Origin of the sequence: Nocardia camponoti, assembly GCF_014646135.1 — a bacterium.
GTDB classification, from domain to species: domain Bacteria; phylum Actinomycetota; class Actinomycetes; order Mycobacteriales; family Mycobacteriaceae; genus Nocardia; species Nocardia camponoti.
On record NZ_BMMW01000001.1, the window covers coordinates 749,082 to 765,647 of the forward strand.

General features: G+C 65.2%; 19 protein-coding genes. 10 read left to right on the forward strand and 9 right to left on the reverse strand.

The features are described 5' to 3' along the window. Positions 1–18: 18 nt before the first annotated feature. Entirely contained in the window at positions 19–1,698 is a 1,680-nt protein-coding gene (locus IEX78_RS03380; protein WP_188827213.1) for a fumarate hydratase, read from the reverse strand. Between the two features lie 230 nt (positions 1,699–1,928). Between IEX78_RS03380 and IEX78_RS03385 the strand changes: the two genes are divergently transcribed. Beyond that, positions 1,929–2,390, forward strand: coding sequence for a MarR family winged helix-turn-helix transcriptional regulator (locus IEX78_RS03385; protein ID WP_188827214.1), 462 nt, complete (start codon positions 1,929–1,931; stop codon positions 2,388–2,390). Here IEX78_RS03385 and mftD read toward each other — a convergent pair. Then, positions 2,372–3,577, reverse strand: a complete 1,206-nt coding sequence (gene mftD / locus IEX78_RS03390) for a pre-mycofactocin synthase MftD (RefSeq protein ID WP_188827215.1) — start codon at positions 3,575–3,577, stop codon at positions 2,372–2,374. The two genes, IEX78_RS03385 and mftD, sit on opposite strands and share 19 nt — an antisense overlap. Continuing rightward, positions 3,574–4,275 (reverse strand): mycofactocin biosynthesis peptidyl-dipeptidase MftE, encoded by a 702-nt coding sequence (mftE, locus tag IEX78_RS03395; protein ID WP_188827216.1) that lies wholly within the window; start codon positions 4,273–4,275, stop codon positions 3,574–3,576. Before mftE ends, mftD begins: the two co-directional genes overlap by 4 nt. A gap of 64 nt (positions 4,276–4,339) precedes the next feature. On the opposite strand from mftE, the gene mftR reads away from it, so the two are divergent. The 6 genes from mftR to IEX78_RS03425 all read left to right on the forward strand — a co-directional run bounded on the left by mftR (position 4,340) and on the right by IEX78_RS03425 (position 9,701). Then, positions 4,340–4,945, forward strand: a complete 606-nt coding sequence (gene mftR / locus IEX78_RS03400) for a mycofactocin system transcriptional regulator MftR (RefSeq protein WP_188827217.1) — start codon at positions 4,340–4,342, stop codon at positions 4,943–4,945. Positions 4,946–5,080: 135 nt separating this feature from the next. Continuing rightward, the gene (locus IEX78_RS03405; protein ID WP_188827218.1) at positions 5,081–5,986 is read left to right on the forward strand and encodes an STAS domain-containing protein; all 906 of its coding nucleotides are present in this window, start codon (positions 5,081–5,083) and stop codon (positions 5,984–5,986) included. Between the two features lie 9 nt (positions 5,987–5,995). Next, complete coding sequence (locus IEX78_RS03410; protein WP_188827219.1) at positions 5,996–6,376, forward strand: STAS domain-containing protein; 381 nt, start codon at positions 5,996–5,998, stop codon at positions 6,374–6,376. Continuing rightward, positions 6,354–6,779 (forward strand): ATP-binding protein, encoded by a 426-nt coding sequence (locus tag IEX78_RS03415; RefSeq protein ID WP_188827220.1) that lies wholly within the window; start codon positions 6,354–6,356, stop codon positions 6,777–6,779. Before IEX78_RS03410 ends, IEX78_RS03415 begins: the two co-directional genes overlap by 23 nt. Further along, complete coding sequence (locus IEX78_RS03420) at positions 6,772–7,398, forward strand: SpoIIE family protein phosphatase (RefSeq protein WP_188827221.1); 627 nt, start codon at positions 6,772–6,774, stop codon at positions 7,396–7,398. Before IEX78_RS03415 ends, IEX78_RS03420 begins: the two co-directional genes overlap by 8 nt. 8 nt (positions 7,399–7,406) lie before the next feature. Then, the gene (locus IEX78_RS03425) at positions 7,407–9,701 is read left to right on the forward strand and encodes a SpoIIE family protein phosphatase (RefSeq protein ID WP_188827222.1); all 2,295 of its coding nucleotides are present in this window, start codon (positions 7,407–7,409) and stop codon (positions 9,699–9,701) included. A 208-nt stretch (positions 9,702–9,909) separates the two neighbouring features. Here IEX78_RS03425 and IEX78_RS03430 read toward each other — a convergent pair whose 3' ends face one another. From IEX78_RS03430 to IEX78_RS03445, 4 genes are all read right to left on the reverse strand, one after another. Next, positions 9,910–10,509, reverse strand: coding sequence for a hypothetical protein (locus IEX78_RS03430; protein WP_188827223.1), 600 nt, complete (start codon positions 10,507–10,509; stop codon positions 9,910–9,912). A 16-nt stretch (positions 10,510–10,525) separates the two neighbouring features. Then, complete coding sequence (locus IEX78_RS03435) at positions 10,526–10,813, reverse strand: hypothetical protein (RefSeq protein WP_188827224.1); 288 nt, start codon at positions 10,811–10,813, stop codon at positions 10,526–10,528. A gap of 319 nt (positions 10,814–11,132) precedes the next feature. Continuing rightward, positions 11,133–12,332 (reverse strand): cation:proton antiporter, encoded by a 1,200-nt coding sequence (locus IEX78_RS03440; RefSeq protein ID WP_188827225.1) that lies wholly within the window; start codon positions 12,330–12,332, stop codon positions 11,133–11,135. 5 nt (positions 12,333–12,337) lie between these two features. Further along, positions 12,338–12,820 carry a cation:proton antiporter regulatory subunit gene (locus tag IEX78_RS03445; RefSeq protein WP_188827226.1) on the reverse strand — a complete coding sequence of 161 codons (483 nt, stop codon included), beginning with the start codon at positions 12,818–12,820 and terminating at the stop codon, positions 12,338–12,340. Positions 12,821–12,941: 121 nt separating this feature from the next. Between IEX78_RS03445 and IEX78_RS03450 the strand changes: the two genes are divergently transcribed. Then, positions 12,942–13,319 (forward strand): STAS domain-containing protein, encoded by a 378-nt coding sequence (locus IEX78_RS03450; protein WP_373291513.1) that lies wholly within the window; start codon positions 12,942–12,944, stop codon positions 13,317–13,319. A 65-nt stretch (positions 13,320–13,384) separates the two neighbouring features. On the opposite strand, the gene IEX78_RS03455 is transcribed toward IEX78_RS03450, so the two are convergent. Then, on the reverse strand, positions 13,385–14,422 hold the full coding sequence (locus IEX78_RS03455; RefSeq protein WP_188827227.1) for an LLM class F420-dependent oxidoreductase: 1,038 nt from the start codon (positions 14,420–14,422) through the stop codon (positions 13,385–13,387). 152 nt (positions 14,423–14,574) lie between these two features. On the opposite strand from IEX78_RS03455, the gene IEX78_RS03460 reads away from it, so the two are divergent. Together IEX78_RS03460 and IEX78_RS03465 are read left to right on the forward strand one after the other, a co-directional pair. Then, on the forward strand, positions 14,575–15,231 hold the full coding sequence (locus IEX78_RS03460) for a cyclodeaminase/cyclohydrolase family protein (protein WP_188827228.1): 657 nt from the start codon (positions 14,575–14,577) through the stop codon (positions 15,229–15,231). Between the two features lie 173 nt (positions 15,232–15,404). Further along, positions 15,405–16,160: a L,D-transpeptidase gene (locus IEX78_RS03465; RefSeq protein WP_188827229.1), complete on the forward strand. Its 756-nt coding sequence runs from the start codon at positions 15,405–15,407 to the stop codon at positions 16,158–16,160. Between the two features lie 218 nt (positions 16,161–16,378). On the opposite strand, the gene IEX78_RS03470 is transcribed toward IEX78_RS03465, so the two are convergent. Further along, positions 16,379–16,522, reverse strand: a complete 144-nt coding sequence (locus IEX78_RS03470) for a hypothetical protein (RefSeq protein ID WP_188827230.1) — start codon at positions 16,520–16,522, stop codon at positions 16,379–16,381. Between the last annotated feature and the right edge of the window lie 44 nt (positions 16,523–16,566).

Below are 16,566 nucleotides of genomic sequence, written 5' to 3' on the forward strand. Positions count from 1 at the left end.
CCGTCGCGGGCTCAGCAGCTAGACGCGTTCTTTCGAACGTGTGCGCACCCGAAGGGCGATTGGCTTAGACGTCTCAGCGAAGAAGTCGTTGCCCTTGTCATCGACCACAATGAACGCGGGGAAATCTTCGACCTCGATCTTCCACACCGCCTCCATGCCCAGCTCGGGGTATTCGAGCACCTCGACGTTCTTGATGCAGTCGAGCGCGAGACGCGCGGCAGGGCCGCCGATCGAGCCAAGGTAGAAACCGCCGTGCTCGTTGCACGCCTTGGTGACCTGGGCGCTGCGGTTGCCCTTGGCGAGCATGATCATCGAACCGCCCGCCGCCTGGAACTGGTCGACGTAGGAGTCCATGCGACCGGCCGTCGTCGGGCCGAACGAACCCGACGCGTAGCCCTCGGGGGTCTTGGCCGGACCGGCGTAGTAGACGGCCATGTCCTTGAGGTACTGCGGCATCGGCTGGCCAGCGTCGAGGAGGTCCTTGATCTTGGCGTGGGCGATATCGCGGGCGACGACCAGCGGGCCGGTGAGCGAAAGTCGCGTCTTCACCGGGTATTTCGACAGTTCGGCGCGAATCTCGTCCATCGGCCGGTTGAGGTCGATCTTGACGACGTCGCCGCCGAGGATTTCGTCAGTCTGCTCTGGAAGGTATTGCGCCGGTTCGGTTTCCAGCTGTTCGAGGAAGATGCCGTCCTTGGTGATCTTCGCGAGCGCCTGGCGGTCGGCCGAGCAGGAAACCGCGATGGCGACCGGGCACGACGCACCGTGACGCGGCAGGCGGACAACGCGCACGTCGTGGCAGAAGTACTTGCCACCGAACTGCGCGCCGATGCCGAATTCGCGGGTGAGCTGGAAAACTTCTTCCTCAAGCTCAAGGTCGCGGAAGGCGTGACCGGTGATCGAACCCTCGGTCGGCAGGTTGTCGAGGTAGTGCGCCGACGCGTATTTCGCTGTCTTCAAAGCGAATTCGGCGCTGGTGCCGCCGATAACGACCGCGAGGTGGTACGGCGGGCAGGCCGCGGTGCCGAGCGAGCGGATCTTCTCGTCGAGGAATTCGAGCATGCGCTCGGGGTTCAGGACGGCCTTGGTCTCCTGGTACAGGAACGACTTGTTGGCGCTGCCGCCGCCCTTAGCCATGAAGAGGAACTTGTAGACCGGGTTGTCGGCGTCGCCCTCGGTGGAATACAGCTCGATCTGCGCGGGCAGGTTGGAGCCGGTGTTCTTTTCTTCCCACATGGTGATGGGGGCGAGCTGGCTGTAGCGCAGATTGAGCTTGGTGTAGGCGTCGAAGATGCCGCGGCTGAGCCATTCGGCGTCGTCGACGCCGGTGAGTACGCCCTCGGACTTTTTGCCCATCACGATCGCGGTGCCGGTGTCCTGGCACATCGGCAGCACGCCACCGGCGGAGATGTTGAGGTTCTTGAGCAAGTCGAGCGCGACGAAGCGGTCGTTGCCCGAAGACTCCGGGTCGTCGATGATCTTGCGCAGCTGCCGCAGGTGCGCGGGGCGCAGGTAGTGACTGATGTCGTGGATCGCCGTCTCGGTGAGCAGGCGAAGTGCCTCCGGGTCGACCTGCAAGAAGGTGCGGCCGTTGTGTTCAAACGTGCTGACGCCTTCGGTGGTCAGCAGCCGGTACGGCGTGTCGTCCGCGCCAATGGGCAGCAGATCGGAATAGCGGAACGTCTCAGCCGCGGTCACGGATCAGACTCCTTCAAGGCAGGTGGGCAAAACAACTGGAAGCCTAGTGCGACAGCCGAGGGTCGCGATGGTTAGGCAACCCTATCTCCCCTGCGCTGACCGGGGCTACGGTGACCCAAACCATTGTCGAGGTTGCACGTTCAACCCAAACGGTGCTACCCATCTCCTGGGCGGTGGTGGGCGTGCACCGCTCGACCCGACGCCTGCACCGGAGAATCTGGAGCTCGATTGTGAACGATCCACAATGGCTCGACGAAGTCGAAATGCGCGCCTGGCTCGGCTACGTGCGCACCCGTGACGTGATCGCCGCCGCGATCGGTCGCGACGCCGGCCGCGTGGCCAATCTCAGTCATGTTGAGTACTCCGTCCTGACCTTCCTCGCTGATGCGCCTGGACAGCGCCTTACGTTCGCCGAGCTAGCGACCGCGCTTGAGTGGTCGCAAAGCCGGTTGTCTCACCAGATCACCCGCATGCAAAAGCGGGGCCTGGTGAGCCGCGAGACCATGCCGCACGACGCTCGTCGCACGGTGGCCCGCCTGACGAGCGTGGGCGCACAGTTACTGACGACCGCCGCCCCCGCTCATGTGAGCAGCGTGCGCAAACACATGATCGACGTGCTCGACCGCAACCAATTGCTCGCTCTCGCAGACATTTACGACGTGCTAGTCGACCATCATCGCTCGGCTAATTGAGGGCTGGGGACTCCTGCCGACAAACCAAGTGCACGTTCGAAACCGGCGGGGATGATGACGTCGTCGCGGTCCAAGTCCGTGATCGCGGTCTTGCGTAGGCCAAGTAGGGCCGAGTCGATTCCGCCGCGCAGGATGTCGAGGACGTTCTCCACGCCCGCTTGACCGTTCGCGGCGAGACCCCACAGGTAGGCGCGGCCGATGAGGACCGCGCGCGCGCCCAGAGCAACGGCCTTCACCACGTCGCTGCCTCGGCGAATACCGCCGTCGAGGAGCACTTCAATCTGGTCGCCGACCGCGTCCGCGACAACCGGGAGCGCACGGATAGCCGCGGGGGTGCCGTCGAGGTTGTTGCCACCGTGGTTAGACACCGAGATGCCCGCGACGCCCGCGTCGACCGCGCGTAGGGCGTCGTCGACCCGCATCACACCTTTGAGCAGCACCGGGCCGTCCCAGTTCGCGCAAATCCACGCGACATCGTCCCAATCGGGTGCCGGCGTGCCCATCCATTCGCCATAGGCACCGAAGAACCCGGGCGCGGGTGCTTCACCGAGGCGCATGTTGGGGGCGGTGAGGTCGGGAATGCTGCCGGAGCGCAGGTACGTAGCAAGCCAGCGCGGCCGCGCGAGGGTTTGCGGGGCGAAGCGCAGCATGGTGCGGAAGTCCAATGACTCGGGGATCACCGGGCTCCCCCAGTCGCGTCCATGCGAGAAAGACCAATCGAGAGTGAGGATAAGGCCGACGGCCCCAGCACTTTTCGCGCGACTCATGCGTTCGAGAATCTGATCTTTCGACCCACACCAGTAGAGCTGGAACAACGTGGACGGGTTGGCCGCGATGACCTCTTCAATGGGCTTGCTCGCAAATGAACTGAGTCCCATCGCAATGCCACGGGCGGCGGCAGCGCGCGCAACCGCAACCTCCCCGTCGGGGTGCACCGCTTGCACGCCCGTGGGCGAAATGAGCACCGGCATCGAAACCTGTTGTCCGAGAACAGTTGTGGCCTGCGAGCGCTCACCGATGGGACCAGCGCAATGCGGTGCGAACCCCAGCTCGCTGAACGCGGTTTGATTGTCCTCGATCGTCTGCCCACGCTCCGAGCCGGCAATGAGCGCGCCGTACACCGACTTCGGCAGCCGTTTGCGCGCGCGACGCTGCGCTTCGGCGACGGTTTCGAACCAGGGGTTCATCCTTGAGGTCCTTCCTCGACAAGGGGCCACCAGCGGCCCAGCGTGGTGAGTAACGCGGTGACCGCGTGGTCTAGTAGGCGCGCGCCTTCGGCGGCGGTGGCACCGGTTGGGTCGCCGAGAACGCCATTCGCGCTCACACCAGCGACACCGGAAGCGCGCAGTTCGGGCAGCAACTCCGCGAGCGGCCGGGTATTGCCCGGCGCTGCCTCGCCAAGTCGGACGCGAAGTCCGTTGAGCTGCAACTGGATTGACGTTTCGGTGCGGCCAGCATGCGCATCGCCCGCACCGAAATCCGGCCAGACCATCTGCACATCACGCGACTCGCTACGCAACAACGCGACCGCGCGACGCAGCGCTTCGACATTGCCGCCATGCGCGTTGACCAGCACGATCCGCGAAAAACTGGCGGTGGCCGACCGGCACAGCTCGACAACAAGCAGCTCAAGCGCGGACTGCCCAATCGACAACGTGCCAGCGAAGCCAGCGTGCTCGCCGCTAGCGCCGTAGGGCACGCCTGGCGCGACAACCACATCGCCACGCGCGGCGGCGAGGCGCGCGCACAGGGCGACCGCGATGTCTAGGTCGGTAGACAGCGGCAAATGCGGGCCGTGCTGCTCGGTGGCCCCCAGCGGAATGGCCAGGATGACACCGGAATTCAGCGCGGCAACCGCAGGCGATGTGAGCTGGGCCACTTCCATGCGCCAACATTAACGTCAGTCACTGACATAATCAATAGGGCATCGACGGAATATCCTGATCCCTATGTCTGCCCGTCCCACTCGCGGCCGCCCACCGCGCACCACCCGGCGCGCACTGGAAGAGATCGCCCTCGACCTCTTCGCCGAACACGGCTTCGACGAAACGACCGTCGAACGCATCGCGAGCGAGGCAGGGGTCAGCGAACGCACCTTTTTTCGCTATTTTCCCAGCAAGGTCGAGGTGTTGTGGGCCCAATTCGACTACGAGGTGAAGCGACTACGCGAAGCGTTCGCCGCCGTGCCGGCGGATGAACCGATGATGTCGGCGGTGCGTCGAATCGTGGTGGAAGCCAACCACTATCGCGCCGAAGACGTGCCTGAGCTGCGCAATCGGATGCAGCTCCTGTCGTCGGTGCCCGCGCTCGCGGCGGGCGCGGGGGCGCACTATGACGCGTGGGAGCGCGCCGTCGGCGAATTCGCGGCATCACGCCTCGGCGCCAGCCCCGACGACCTGCTCCCCCTCGCCGTCGGACGCACCACCCTCGCCGCCGCGCGCGCGGCTTTCGACGCGTGGCTGTCTCGGGGCGACGCCGACCTCACCATCTACCTCGACCAAGCGCTCGCCGCGTTGGCACGCGGGTTCGCACCCGAAGACGCCCCCGTCGGCTGAACCCCGCCCCTGGCAATCTTCGAGTGAACCAACCCTGACGTTTGGACGGCACTGTCAAGCGGGTATGACTAGGCTCGGGTTCGCCGCGCGTCGTGTGCGGAGAGCGAAAAGTCGTCGAAAGGGGCAGGAGTTTCCATGTCCGAGGTGTCCATAGGTCTTTCGGCGGATTCGCTGACCGCGCGACCAGTAGACAATCTGCTGCCGCAGCTGGTCGAGCACTTGCGTCAGAACCGGACCGGACTGCGCGAGGAATGGGCACGCCGGATCACCGAAGCCGAGCTGCTCACCGCGATGACGCCGGAGGAAATCTTCTCCGAAGCAACGTCGATGTATGACAACTACGTCGAGGTGCTGGTCACCGGTAGCGTCGAAGCGCTGCAGGCCTATGCGCGCGACCTGTCCGAACGCATCATCCCCCGAGGTGTCGAGACCGACGAGGTCTTGGGCATCGTCCTGCTGCTGCGCGACGTGCTCGCCCGCTCGCTGTTCGAGAAGTACCAAGCCGACTTCGACCTGCTCAACCAGGTGCTCGACGCCTACGAACCGGCGGCCAACCGCATCGCGAGCACCGTGGCGATCTCGTTCGTCCAGGAACGCGAACGCGTTATCCGCCAGCAGCAGGAAGCCATCCGCGAACTGTCGACGCCGGTGCTTCAGGTGCGCGAGCAGCTGCTCATTCTGCCCATCATCGGTGTGCTCGACTCGCAGCGTGCCCGTCAGCTCACCGAACAGCTCCTGCGCGCGATCCGCAACAATCGCGCCAAGGTGGTCGTTATCGACATCACCGGTGTGCCAACGATCGACTCCGTTGTCGCCAACCACCTCGTTCAGACCGTCGACGCGTCGGGCCTTATGGGCGCGAGCGTCATCATCACCGGCCTGTCGTCGGAGATCGCGTTGACGCTGGTCACCATCGGTCTCGACCTGTCGAAGATGAACGCGGTCGGCGACCTGCAGGGCGGCATCGAAGAAGCTGAGCGCTTGCTGGGCTACGAGGTGTCGCGTGGCACCGAGCGCCTTGTCGAGCGGGACGGGCGCTAGCCGTCGCCCATGCCGGTACCCATACTCAAGCAGGGCACGTTCCTGATCGCCTCGGTTCAGTCGGCGTTGACTGACGCCGACACCGAGCGGTTGCAGGAAGACCTTATGAAACAGGTCAGTCGCTACCGCGCGACAGGCATCATCGTTGATGTGACCGCGATCGATGTGATGGACAGCTTCGCCGCGCGTTCACTGCGGACCATCGCGCACATGACGCAGTTGCGTGGTGCCGAGACGGTCATCGTTGGTTTGCAGCCCGAGGTCGCGTTCGCGATGGTGCAACTGGGCTTGACATTCGAGGACATGCACACCGCGCTCGATCTGGAAGAAGGGCTGGCCTGGCTCAACCGGCACCCGCGTCGACGAGATGGTCGTGGCAGTGGCCGTTGAGCAAGTGGCGATCGCGGTTAAGGTGTCGGGCGACATCGTCATCGCCCGACAGGCTGGTCACGAACTGGCCGCTGACCTCGGTTTCACGCTCACTGATCGCACGATGATTTCCACCGCGATCTCCGAAATCGCCCGCAATATCACCAGTTACGCGGGCAGCGGCGAGATCCGTTTGCTCGTCGACTTGCGGGAAGGGCGACGCGCGCTCGTCGTGCAGGCCGAGGACCAGGGTCCGGGCATTCGCGATATTCCGCGCGCACTCGAAGACGGGTATTCCACCGGACGCGGGCTCGGCCTCGGATTGCCGGGCGCGCGCAGGCTGATGGATCGGCTCACCATCGATTCCGCTCCCGGTCGCGGGACGTTGATCGAAATGTGGAAGTGGGTACCCGACGGTGCATGAGGACGGAATCATCGGTCGCACCGAATGGTCGTCAGCCGGTCGCGCACTGCCCGGGCAAGACATTTCCGGCGACCGCGCGGTGGTACTCGATACCGGCGACGGCGGCGCGCTCTTCGCCGTGCTTGACGGACTTGGCCACGGCACCGCCGCCGCCGAAGCCGCCGACCGAGCGACCAGCATTCTCGCTGACAATCGCGGCGAACCGCTCGACGTGTTGATGGTGCTGTGCCATCGGGCGATGGTCGAAACACGCGGTGCCGCAGTATCTTTGGCGCTGATCGGCCCCGACGAGTCGATGCAGTGGCTTGGCGTTGGCAACGTTGAAGCGCGGCTGCTCACGCTGGGCCCGGCTGGTCCCGAACTCCGGGCGACGATGCTGCTCACCGGCGGCATTGTTGGCTATCGACTACCGACGCATCTCCAACCGCAGACACTGCCGATCCGACCGGGCGACCTGCTGCTCATGGCTACCGACGGCATCGTTTCGGTCGGTCCCGAACTCGTTGACCTCGCTCGACCAGCAACGGCGATCGCGGGCGACCTGCTCGCGCGCGACGCCAAAGACACTGACGACGCGCTCGTGCTCGCGGCACGTTTCCGCGGCGCCTGCCCGGGATAGGCGAGGCGATGGCGCCGACCAACTCTGTTCTGTCCGCGTTTCTTGATGACTACGCGGCGGCCTTGCGGGCGCACCTAGCCGACCCTGGCCAGGACGGGCTATCAGTCGGCTATGACCTTGGCCGACGCGCCTTGGTCGAGGGCATTAGCTTGCTTGATCTGACCGAGCATCATCATCGCGCTGTCGCGGATTTCGTTGGGGCGCCGACGGATTCGCGCAGCGCCGAGGTGGCGCTGGAATTTTTGTTGCAGACGATGGCCGCGCTCGACATCGCCACGCGCGGCTACCTCGACGGCACCCGCCGATATGAGCAACAGCGCACGCGCGCAGAGGATTTGGAAGGGCGCGACGCGTTTCGCACCGCGCTTGTCGAGTCGCTCCAAGATGGGTTCTTCGTCGCCGACGCGGCGGGCACGATCGTTGAGGTGAATTCGGCGTTCGGCGAACTCACCGGGTACGGTGCCGCCGATCTGCCGTACCCGCAACCCCATCCGTGGGTGCTTTCCGGCAGCATCGGCTATCCCCAAATCGGCACTGCCGCTTCACATTTCGTGACGCCGATCCATCACCGCGACGGGCGTGAACGCTGGCTCGCGGTGAGTGCGAGTTCGTTGGTAAAGCAGGAAGACAACGAGCGCATCTTCGTTGGCACCGTGCGCGACGTCACCGCCGAGCACGACGCGCAAGCCCGCGACCAGGCCACGTCGCGGCTCGTCACGGCGGTCGGCGCGGCGACGAGCATGGTCGAAGTCTTGGAAGTCGGGCTCGCTGAAATTCGGCGCACGATGGGCGCGGAAACGGCGGCTGTCGCGGTGTGGCCGGGGCGTACCGGTCGGCCCGAGCTGTATGCGTGCGAAGCCAATCCCTTTGTGTCGGAACGCTTTAGGGCGGCGTCAGGCGACGCCAGCGAGCCGCTTGACGCCGAAGAGATCGCCCTGCTCGACCGCGCGCGCAGACAAACGAGGCGCGGGCTCACCGCCATCCCTGGCGATGCGGGTGGCACCGACGCGCTCGTCGCGCCACTGGGCGAGACCGGCGATGCGGCGATCTGGGTGCGTTTCTCGACAACACGCGCGGTGAATGCCGCTGACTGGGCGCTCTATTCGCTGCTCATCGGGCATTTAAGTGTCGCGTTGCAGCGTGCGCGCAACTTCGACCAGGCCCGCGCGACGTCGCTGACGCTGCAACGCGCGATGCTCGGTCCCATCGAATTACCACCGCGTTTTTCGGTGCATTACGAACCCGCGCTGCCGCCGTTGGAAATCGGCGGTGACTGGTACGACGTCGTTCCGCTGCGTGACGGGACCATCGGTGTTGTCGTTGGCGACTGTGTTGGTCGCGGACTGTCGGCGGCGGTCGTGATGGGCCAATTGCGTACGGCGGCAAGAGCCTTGCTGCTGCGCGGTGCAGGTCCCGCGCAGCTGCTCACGGAACTCGACGCGGTCGCCGCCCGCATCCCCGGGGCCATGTGTACGACGGTCTGCGCCGCGGTGCTCGACCCCGCGCGTGGCGTCGTCCGCTATTCCAACGCCGGGCATATGCCGCCGATCGTCGCGCCGCCGGGCGGGCCCGGTCGGATTCTCGAAGGCGGACGTGCGGTTCCGCTCGCGACCTTCGACACCCCGCGCAGGCCCGAAGCAACCACCGCGCTGCCGCCGGGCGCGACGCTCGTGCTGTTCACCGATGGACTCGTTGAACAGCGCGGTGTCGACATCGACGAGGGGTTGGACAAGATCGCCGACGTCCTCTGCGAGACCGCGACCGCGCTGCCGCGCGACGTCGCCGACGCGGTGTTGTCGCGACTGTGCCCGCCCGCCGGGTATGACGACGACGTCGCGATGGTCGTTTACCGGCAGCCCCCAGGTCCGCTGCACGTCGACATTCCCGCCGACCCTGCCGAACTGGTGAATCTGCGCCGGTTGCTGCACACGTGGTTCGCCTCGGCAGCGGTCCCCCACGACCTCGCCGCCGACCTCGTCGCCGCCGCGAACGAAGCGTGTAGCAACAGCGTCGAACACGCGTACCGCGATCAGGAACCGGGCCGTGTTGTGCTGACCGCGACCTGCGAAGGCGACCGCGTTGTCCTCGACATCACTGATACAGGCAAGTGGATCCCGGCCGCCGACGACCCTGGCTACCGAGGGCGTGGCGTTGAGATGATGCGGGCACTAACCGAAGATCTGACGTTCACGAGTACCGATGAGGGAACGACCGTGCGTATGTGGGTGACACTGCCCGCGATCACGTTCCCCACCGCCAACCCGCTGCGCGCCCCGTCGCGCCGGGCAGCGGCGGTCCACTAGCACTACCGACGCTCGCCCATCGGACTGCGCAGACTCAACGCGCGGCAACGTACGCCGGGCGACCACACGCGCCCACTGGTCCAGTGCCACAAGCTAGCCGGTTAGCACTGCGGTCCACCACGCAGCGGATTTAACCCCCTGCACGCTCACTCGTCGATTGGCACAGTTCCGCAGTCAGTCGGCATCACTGCCAACCCCGAGGTCGGGTCTACGCCGCAGGCGACCCGGCCCGCAGTCGCTCGTAAGCTGGCACCGGTTCCGCAGCAGGCATCGCGGCGGGCACTCGACGGCTCGGCAGCACCGCGACGCACGTGCGCGCCAAAACGATGCCGCATGCGGCCAGCGATGTCGTTATCAGCGTCTCGGCGAGGGGTAGGTCGTCGTCGCGGTACGCGTACACCGCGAAGTCGATCGATTCCGGCGGCTGCTGGGTGTCGGCGCAGGGCGTCGCGGTGGCCGGGCAGCTCGACAACAGCATGATCGCGGTGGCGAAGTCGGCGAGGGCGTCGCCGGTGTCGATGCGCTGACCAGCGGCGGGGAGGGCGAACACCGCGCGCAAACTTGGCTGGTCAGGGCTCGGATTCGCGGCTTGGACGCGCGACCAGCGCTGCAACGCAGGATGGTCGGCGACGTCGTCGCGGTCATGCCAGCGACGGTGCGCGCAGTCGAGCAGCCGGGAAACGGTGTTTGACCAGATTCGGTGGTCGTCGATATGCCCAACAACCCGCAGGCATAGGCATTGATCGAGCTCGTCGGTGTGCGCGGCAATCCTTGGCGCGGCAACTGACAAGGTTGTCCGATTCTGCATCGTGGTGCCCCCTTATTTACCGTACGAACGTGCGTGAGTGCGTGGCGCCGCGACGCCACAGGGCGAGCCCGAAGGCGATCAAGGCGGCGGCGATAGCCAGCACGCCAATGACGATGGCGATGATCAAGGCGAAACCGATTCCGCTGCTGTCACCCGGCCCGGAGTAACGGGCGATCAGGGCGGACGCGACAACCGGTCCGACGATCACGAGCACGGGGATCAACAAAACCATCCCCACGGTGACGAGCGTCGACGGTGTCAATTTGGAATCAGTTGCGGGGAAGCCTTGCCGGACTGTTGCCATTTCCGCCCTCTCCGTTACTCGATAGGAACTCAGTCGACCACCGGAATCCCCAACCTACATCGCACACGGGTTGCTTCGAGTGATCCGTCACGAAACAGTGACCACCGAAATTAACTCCCTCCTCAGTGGTATCTAGATTATGCAGGTCACCTGGTATTTCATCGGTTGCGACATATTCTCCGAGCGGGCTTTTTATTCAGATCGCATAACAATTGTGATTGCGCGTATCGGACGCAATTTCGCGGTCCGACAAAAAGGAAATCCGGCCATAGGCGTAAGCACTATGACCGGATGCCAGGAATTTGCCAAGCGTTAACACTCACTCGGCGAGTTGACGCGGACGCACCCTTACTCGACGGGTAACGACCAACCGCATTACCGGTTCGACCACGCGTGCGGCAATCGGACCGATCACGGCCATGAGCAACACGTAGGTCGTCGCGAGCGCGGCGAAGGAATCCGGCACCGCCCCGGCGGCGACCGCGAGCCCAGCGATCACGATGGAGAATTCGCCACGCGCGACCAGCGCGGTGCCCGCTCGCGCGCGACCCAATTGTGACGCTCCCGCGCGACCGGCGGCCCACCACCCGGTTGCGATTTTGGTCGCGGTGGTGAGCACCGCGAGCAGCACCGCCCACGCGAGGACGGGCGGAATGCTCGCCGGATCGGTGCTGAGTCCGAACAGCACGAAGAACATCGCGGCGAACAGGTCGCGCAACGGTTCGAGCAATTTGGTCGCGCTGTGTGCGGTGGAATCGGAGATCGCGATGCCAAGCAGGAAGGCGCCGACCGCGGCCGACACCTGAACCGCCGAGGCCAACCCGGCGACAAGCAGCGCCGAGCCGAGCAGCTTGAGCAGGAAGATCTCGCGGTCTTCACTGGCCACGATCGCGGAGACGTACCTGCCGAATTTCAGCGCGACGACCAGCACGATCGTTACCGCGACCAGCGCGATCCCGACCGTCGTCATGCCAGCGAGGAAGCCGACGCCCGCGAGCACCGCGGTGAGGACCGGCAGATACACCGCCATCGCGAGGTCTTCGAACACCAGGATCGACAGGACGACCGGCGTTTCGCGGTTGCCGAGGCGACCGAGGTCGTTGAGCACTTTGGCGACGATGCCCGACGAGGAGATGTAGGTGACGCCAGCCATCGCGATCGCCCCGGTTGGGCCAAGGCCGAGTAGGAGCGCGACGATGACGCCCGGCGTCGCGTTGAGCGCGAGGTCGAGCAGGCCCGCCGTCCACGACTTGCGCATGCCGGTCACGAGTTCGCCAGCGGTGTATTCGAGGCCGAGCAACAACAGCAGCAGCACAACGCCGATCTCGCTGGCGATGTGAATGAAGTCTTCGACCTCATGCAGTTGGATAAGTCCGCCGGTGCCGAAAATCAGGCCACCGATGAGGTAGAGCGGGATGGGCGAAAGACCAATGCGCGCGGCAATGCGACCGAGTACGCCAAGGCCAAAGAAGACCGCGCCCAATTGAATAAGCGCGAGCGTTGTTCCGGTGAGCTGCATGTCGATCAGCCGTCCGTGAGAATTGCCGCAGCGGCCGCCAGACCCTCATCGGTACCGACGACCACGACAGTGTCGCCACCGACGAAGCCGAATTCCGGTCCGGGCGAAGCGTGTACTTCCGGGCCACGCAATACCGCGACAATGGACGCGCGGGTGCGGGTGCGAATTTCGGTATCGCCAAGCGCGCGACCGGCGTACGGGGAACCGGGTGGGACCGGAATCGCGCGCGTGCTTACCCCGTCGAGTTCACGATGTTCGGCACGCAATTGCGCGACAAGTTGGGGCGCGCCAAGCAAACTCGCCATTGTCGTCGCTTCGGTTGGCGTCAATGGGATTTGCACCGTCGCGTCGGGGTCGCCCACTTTGGTAAAAATCAAATCGGTTGTGCCATCGCGATGGTCGACAACGCCGATGCGCCGACTCACTTTCGATAGCGAGAATTCTTTGCGCACACCGATTCCCGGCAGCGCGGTCACGTCCACGTTCATTCCTGCACCTCATTCATAGCCGGTATCACCTTACCGTTCCTTTACCTACCGTTGGGAATGAACGGATCAGCGCCGACAAGGGCAGCTTGCGTATTCGCGTCAAGTCAGGTGGGGTGGGGAGGTGACCAACACACCCGGAGACGCCTATCCAGTGACCGAGACGATGACGACCGAGACCGAGGTGCGTGAAGGGGTGACCGTGCTCACCGTCAGCGGCGAAGTCGACTTGGCCACCGCGCCAGCCCTCGACGCCGCGATCGAGTCCATCCTTTCCGCGAAACCCGACGCGCTCGTCATCGATCTCACCGCCGTCGGCTTCCTCGCATCAGCTGGCATGGCCACCCTTGTCGCCGCGCATCAGCGCGCGGGCGGCGACACCGCGATCGCCGTTGTCGCTGATGGCCCCGCGACCAGTCGTCAGCTCAAAATGACCAGCCTCGACCAGGTTTTCGCGATGCACACCACCCTCGCCGACGCCATCGCCTCGCTCACCGTGTAAGCGAGAAAACGCGAAAACGCCGCTGCCGGAACACTTTCCGACAGCGGCGTTTCGCGTCTGTGTGGTTAGACCAGCTCGCGCAGCTGCTCGATGAGTTTCACGCGACCGGCAGCGTCGGCGGCGATCGGGGTCACGTTCAGCGTGGTCACGCCCGACTCGGCGAACGCGGCGACGCGTTCCTTGACGTAGCTGGCCGGACCGATGAGCGAGACGTCGCGCACCAGGTCGTCCGGAACCGCTTGTGCCGCAGCGGCTTTGTCGCCCGACAGGTACAGCTCCTGGATGCGGTCGGCGGCTTCGCCGTAGCCGTACTTGGTCGCGAGGGTGTGGTAGAAGTTCTTGCCCTTGGCGCCCATGCCGCCGATGTAAAGCGCGAGGTGCGGCTTCACGAATTCGAGCAGCCCTTCGACGTCTTCGCCGATGGCGAGCGCGGGGCTGGCGAATACGTCGAGGTCGCCCAGTGACGCGTCACGCTTGGCCTTACCGGCCGCGAGGGCGTCGCCCCAGACGTCGGCTGCCTTCTCCGGCAGGTAGAAGATCGGCTGCCAGCCTTGCGCGAGTTCGGCGGCAAGCTCGACGTTCTTCGGGCCGAGCGCGGCGAGCAGGATCGGAATCGATTCGCGCACAGGGTGATTGATGAGCTTGAGCTCTTTGCCGAGGCCGGTGCCCTTCTCGGCGGGCAGCGGGATTTGGTAGTACTTGCCCTGGTAGTTGACCTTTTCGCGGCGCCAAACCTGACGGCAGATCTCGATCATCTCGCGGGTGCGGCCGATGGGCGCGTCGTAGGGCACGCCGTGGAAGCCTTCGATCACCTGCGGGCCTGATGCGCCGATGCCGAGGGTGAACCGGCCGTCGGAGACGAAGTCGAGCCCGGCGGCGGTCATCGCGGTGAGGCTTGGCGTGCGGGTGTAGAGCTGCAAAATGCCCGATGCCAGCTCGACGCGTTCGGTGCGCGCGGCGAGGTAGCCGAGCGCGCTCACGGCGTCGAACGAGTACGCCTCCGGCACGAAGACGATGTCGAGGCCCGCGTTCTCCAAGTCGGCGACCTCGGCCGCGACCTCTTTGAACCCGCCCGAGTAATTGATGCTCAATCCGATCCGCATTCCTTCAAGATAGTCGCGCGCCGCCGAGCACCGAACGACCGGTCGGTTAGTGCATCGCGACGCTGGTCGGGCCGGGTGTGAGTAGGAGCTGACCGGGCCTTCCGGGTAGCGTTGACAGCAGTTCCCCGGTCGCCACCGAAAGGCACATTGTCGTGACGCAGCAAGCCACTTCGCCCCAGCTCGCCCCGTCGTTCGGTTCGGTGCCGATCGAGCATTACCTCAGCGAGCTCGCGGCGAAAGTGCCCGCACCCGGTGGCGGTGCGGCGGCGGCGTTGAACGCGGCGCAGGCGGCGGCGTTGGTCGCGATGGTCGGGCGCTACACGACGCGCGCCAAGGATGCCGACAACCGTCCCGTTATCGACCGCATCATTGAAGCCGCTGACGCGTCACGGGTCCGGTCGCTCGCGCTCGCCGATGCCGACGCCGCCGCGTTCACCGCCGTCGGTGCCGCCTACAAGCTGCCCAAGGACACCGAGGACGAGGTCGCCGAGCGCACTGCCGCGATCAACGCCGCGCTCATTGAGGCAGCGCGGGTACCCGCCGCTGTCATCGACGAGGCCGACGAGGTGCTGTGCCTCGCCGCCGAACTGCTGCCGATCGGCAACCCGAATGTGGTCACCGATATCGGTGCGGCTGCCGACGCGGCGCGCGCGGCAACGCTGAGCTCCCAGCTCAACATCGAGATCAATGTGGGCGCGCTACCGCCCGCCGTCGGGGTGGAATTCGCCGAGGTGCTCCTGCGGATCGACGAGATCGCCGCGCGCGCGGACGGCCTGCACGGTGACGTGCTGCGCGCTGTTCGCGGCTGACATATCGAAGCGGCAACGGTTTCGTTCGCACCACCTGGGCAAAGACAAGTCGACACGCCGAATGGGCCGGTCGCCGTTACCTTTTCGAGAGGTCTTGATGATCATCTCGGCCTAGACTTGGTTTCCGCTTGCACCGTGGGTGCACCGAGTAACTGAGTTAGGGGTGGCATCAGATGAGAAACGCACTTCGTTTCCTGTTCATCGCGGCAATCGCCGCGATTCTCGCGGCGGTGTGGTCGGGATCGGCGTTCGCCGCGATTCCCGGTTCTGCTGCCACTCCGACTGTCGCCGCCGTGTCGCCGCGACCCGGACAGACCGTCGGTATCGGCGCGCCGGTCACCCTCACGTTCACCGCGCCGGTCGCCAACCGGGCCAAGGCCGAAAGCGCCCTCGCGGTGACCAACGGCGACTCGGCGTTCGCGGGCTCGTTCACCTGGCTCAACGACTCGCGGTTGCAATGGACCCCACAGGGCACGCTGCCGACGAATTCGCCGATCTCGGTCGGTTTCGGTGGCCTGCACACCCAATTCCAAACCAACAGTGGCACTTACGCGGATGCGAACCTGTCGACGCATACGTTCACGGTGAGCCAGGGCGGCAACGTGGTTCGGGTGATGCCCGCCTCGATGGGCAAGCCGGGTTGGGAAACGCCTACCGGCAGCTTCCCGGTGTTGGAAAAGTTCGCGTCGCTGGTGTTCGATTCACGCACGATCGGCATCCCGCTTGATTCACCCGAGGGCTACCTGATCAACGGCGAATGGGCCGAGCGGCTCACCTGGGGCGGCGTGTTCGTTCACTCCGCACCGTGGTCGGTTGATTCGCAGGGCAACGCCAATGTCAGCCACGGCTGCATCAACCTCGCGCCCGGCGATGCGCAGTGGTACTACGAGAACGTCGGCATCGGCGACATCGTCAACGTCCACTACTGAGTGGTTCCGCGACAACGGATTCGCCGTGCCCTTGCACGAACCCACCTTGGTCGCAGTATCGTGCCCGTAACGAAATCGTTGCGGGACCGACCTGACGGCGACTCCCCTTGATGAAGGTGGGGCGATGGATCGACCGGATACACACAGGCCGACCGGGGCTGCGCGAGCACAACATTCACCCGCGCCCGGGTCGGCCAGTGATCCGTTCTCTACCTCAGCTACTTCGACATCCGGGCGAAGGCGCCAAGCTCGCGACGCCGCGCCCACGGGTCGACGGGCACGGCATCGCGCCCCGGAGCCCCAATTGCCTTCGGGGCCAACAACTCCGGCAGGTATTCCGGTTCTTCCCGCGTTCTCCCCATCGCGGCACGCTGAGTTGCCATACGACCGGATTGGCGGGCTCCCC

Bases quoted from the DNA above. Each gene is read 5' to 3' on its own strand.
- mftD (WP_188827215.1), bottom strand. From the start codon at position 3,577: ATGAACCCCTGGTTCGAAACCGTCGCCGAAGCGCAGCGTCGCGCGCGC.
- mftE (WP_188827216.1), bottom strand. From the start codon at position 4,275: ATGGAAGTGGCCCAGCTCACATCGCCTGCGGTTGCCGCGCTGAATTCC.
- mftR (WP_188827217.1), top strand. From the start codon at position 4,340: ATGTCTGCCCGTCCCACTCGCGGCCGCCCACCGCGCACCACCCGGCGC.
- IEX78_RS03405 (WP_188827218.1), top strand. From the start codon at position 5,081: ATGTCCGAGGTGTCCATAGGTCTTTCGGCGGATTCGCTGACCGCGCGA.
- IEX78_RS03410 (WP_188827219.1), top strand. From the start codon at position 5,996: ATGCCGGTACCCATACTCAAGCAGGGCACGTTCCTGATCGCCTCGGTT.
- IEX78_RS03415 (WP_188827220.1), top strand. From the start codon at position 6,354: ATGGTCGTGGCAGTGGCCGTTGAGCAAGTGGCGATCGCGGTTAAGGTG.
- IEX78_RS03425 (WP_188827222.1), top strand. From the start codon at position 7,407: ATGGCGCCGACCAACTCTGTTCTGTCCGCGTTTCTTGATGACTACGCG.
- IEX78_RS03430 (WP_188827223.1), bottom strand. From the start codon at position 10,509: ATGCAGAATCGGACAACCTTGTCAGTTGCCGCGCCAAGGATTGCCGCG.
- IEX78_RS03435 (WP_188827224.1), bottom strand. From the start codon at position 10,813: ATGGCAACAGTCCGGCAAGGCTTCCCCGCAACTGATTCCAAATTGACA.
- IEX78_RS03440 (WP_188827225.1), bottom strand. From the start codon at position 12,332: ATGCAGCTCACCGGAACAACGCTCGCGCTTATTCAATTGGGCGCGGTC.
- IEX78_RS03445 (WP_188827226.1), bottom strand. From the start codon at position 12,820: ATGAACGTGGACGTGACCGCGCTGCCGGGAATCGGTGTGCGCAAAGAA.
- IEX78_RS03455 (WP_188827227.1), bottom strand. From the start codon at position 14,422: ATGCGGATCGGATTGAGCATCAATTACTCGGGCGGGTTCAAAGAGGTC.
- IEX78_RS03465 (WP_188827229.1), top strand. From the start codon at position 15,405: ATGAGAAACGCACTTCGTTTCCTGTTCATCGCGGCAATCGCCGCGATT.
- IEX78_RS03470 (WP_188827230.1), bottom strand. From the start codon at position 16,522: ATGGGGAGAACGCGGGAAGAACCGGAATACCTGCCGGAGTTGTTGGCC.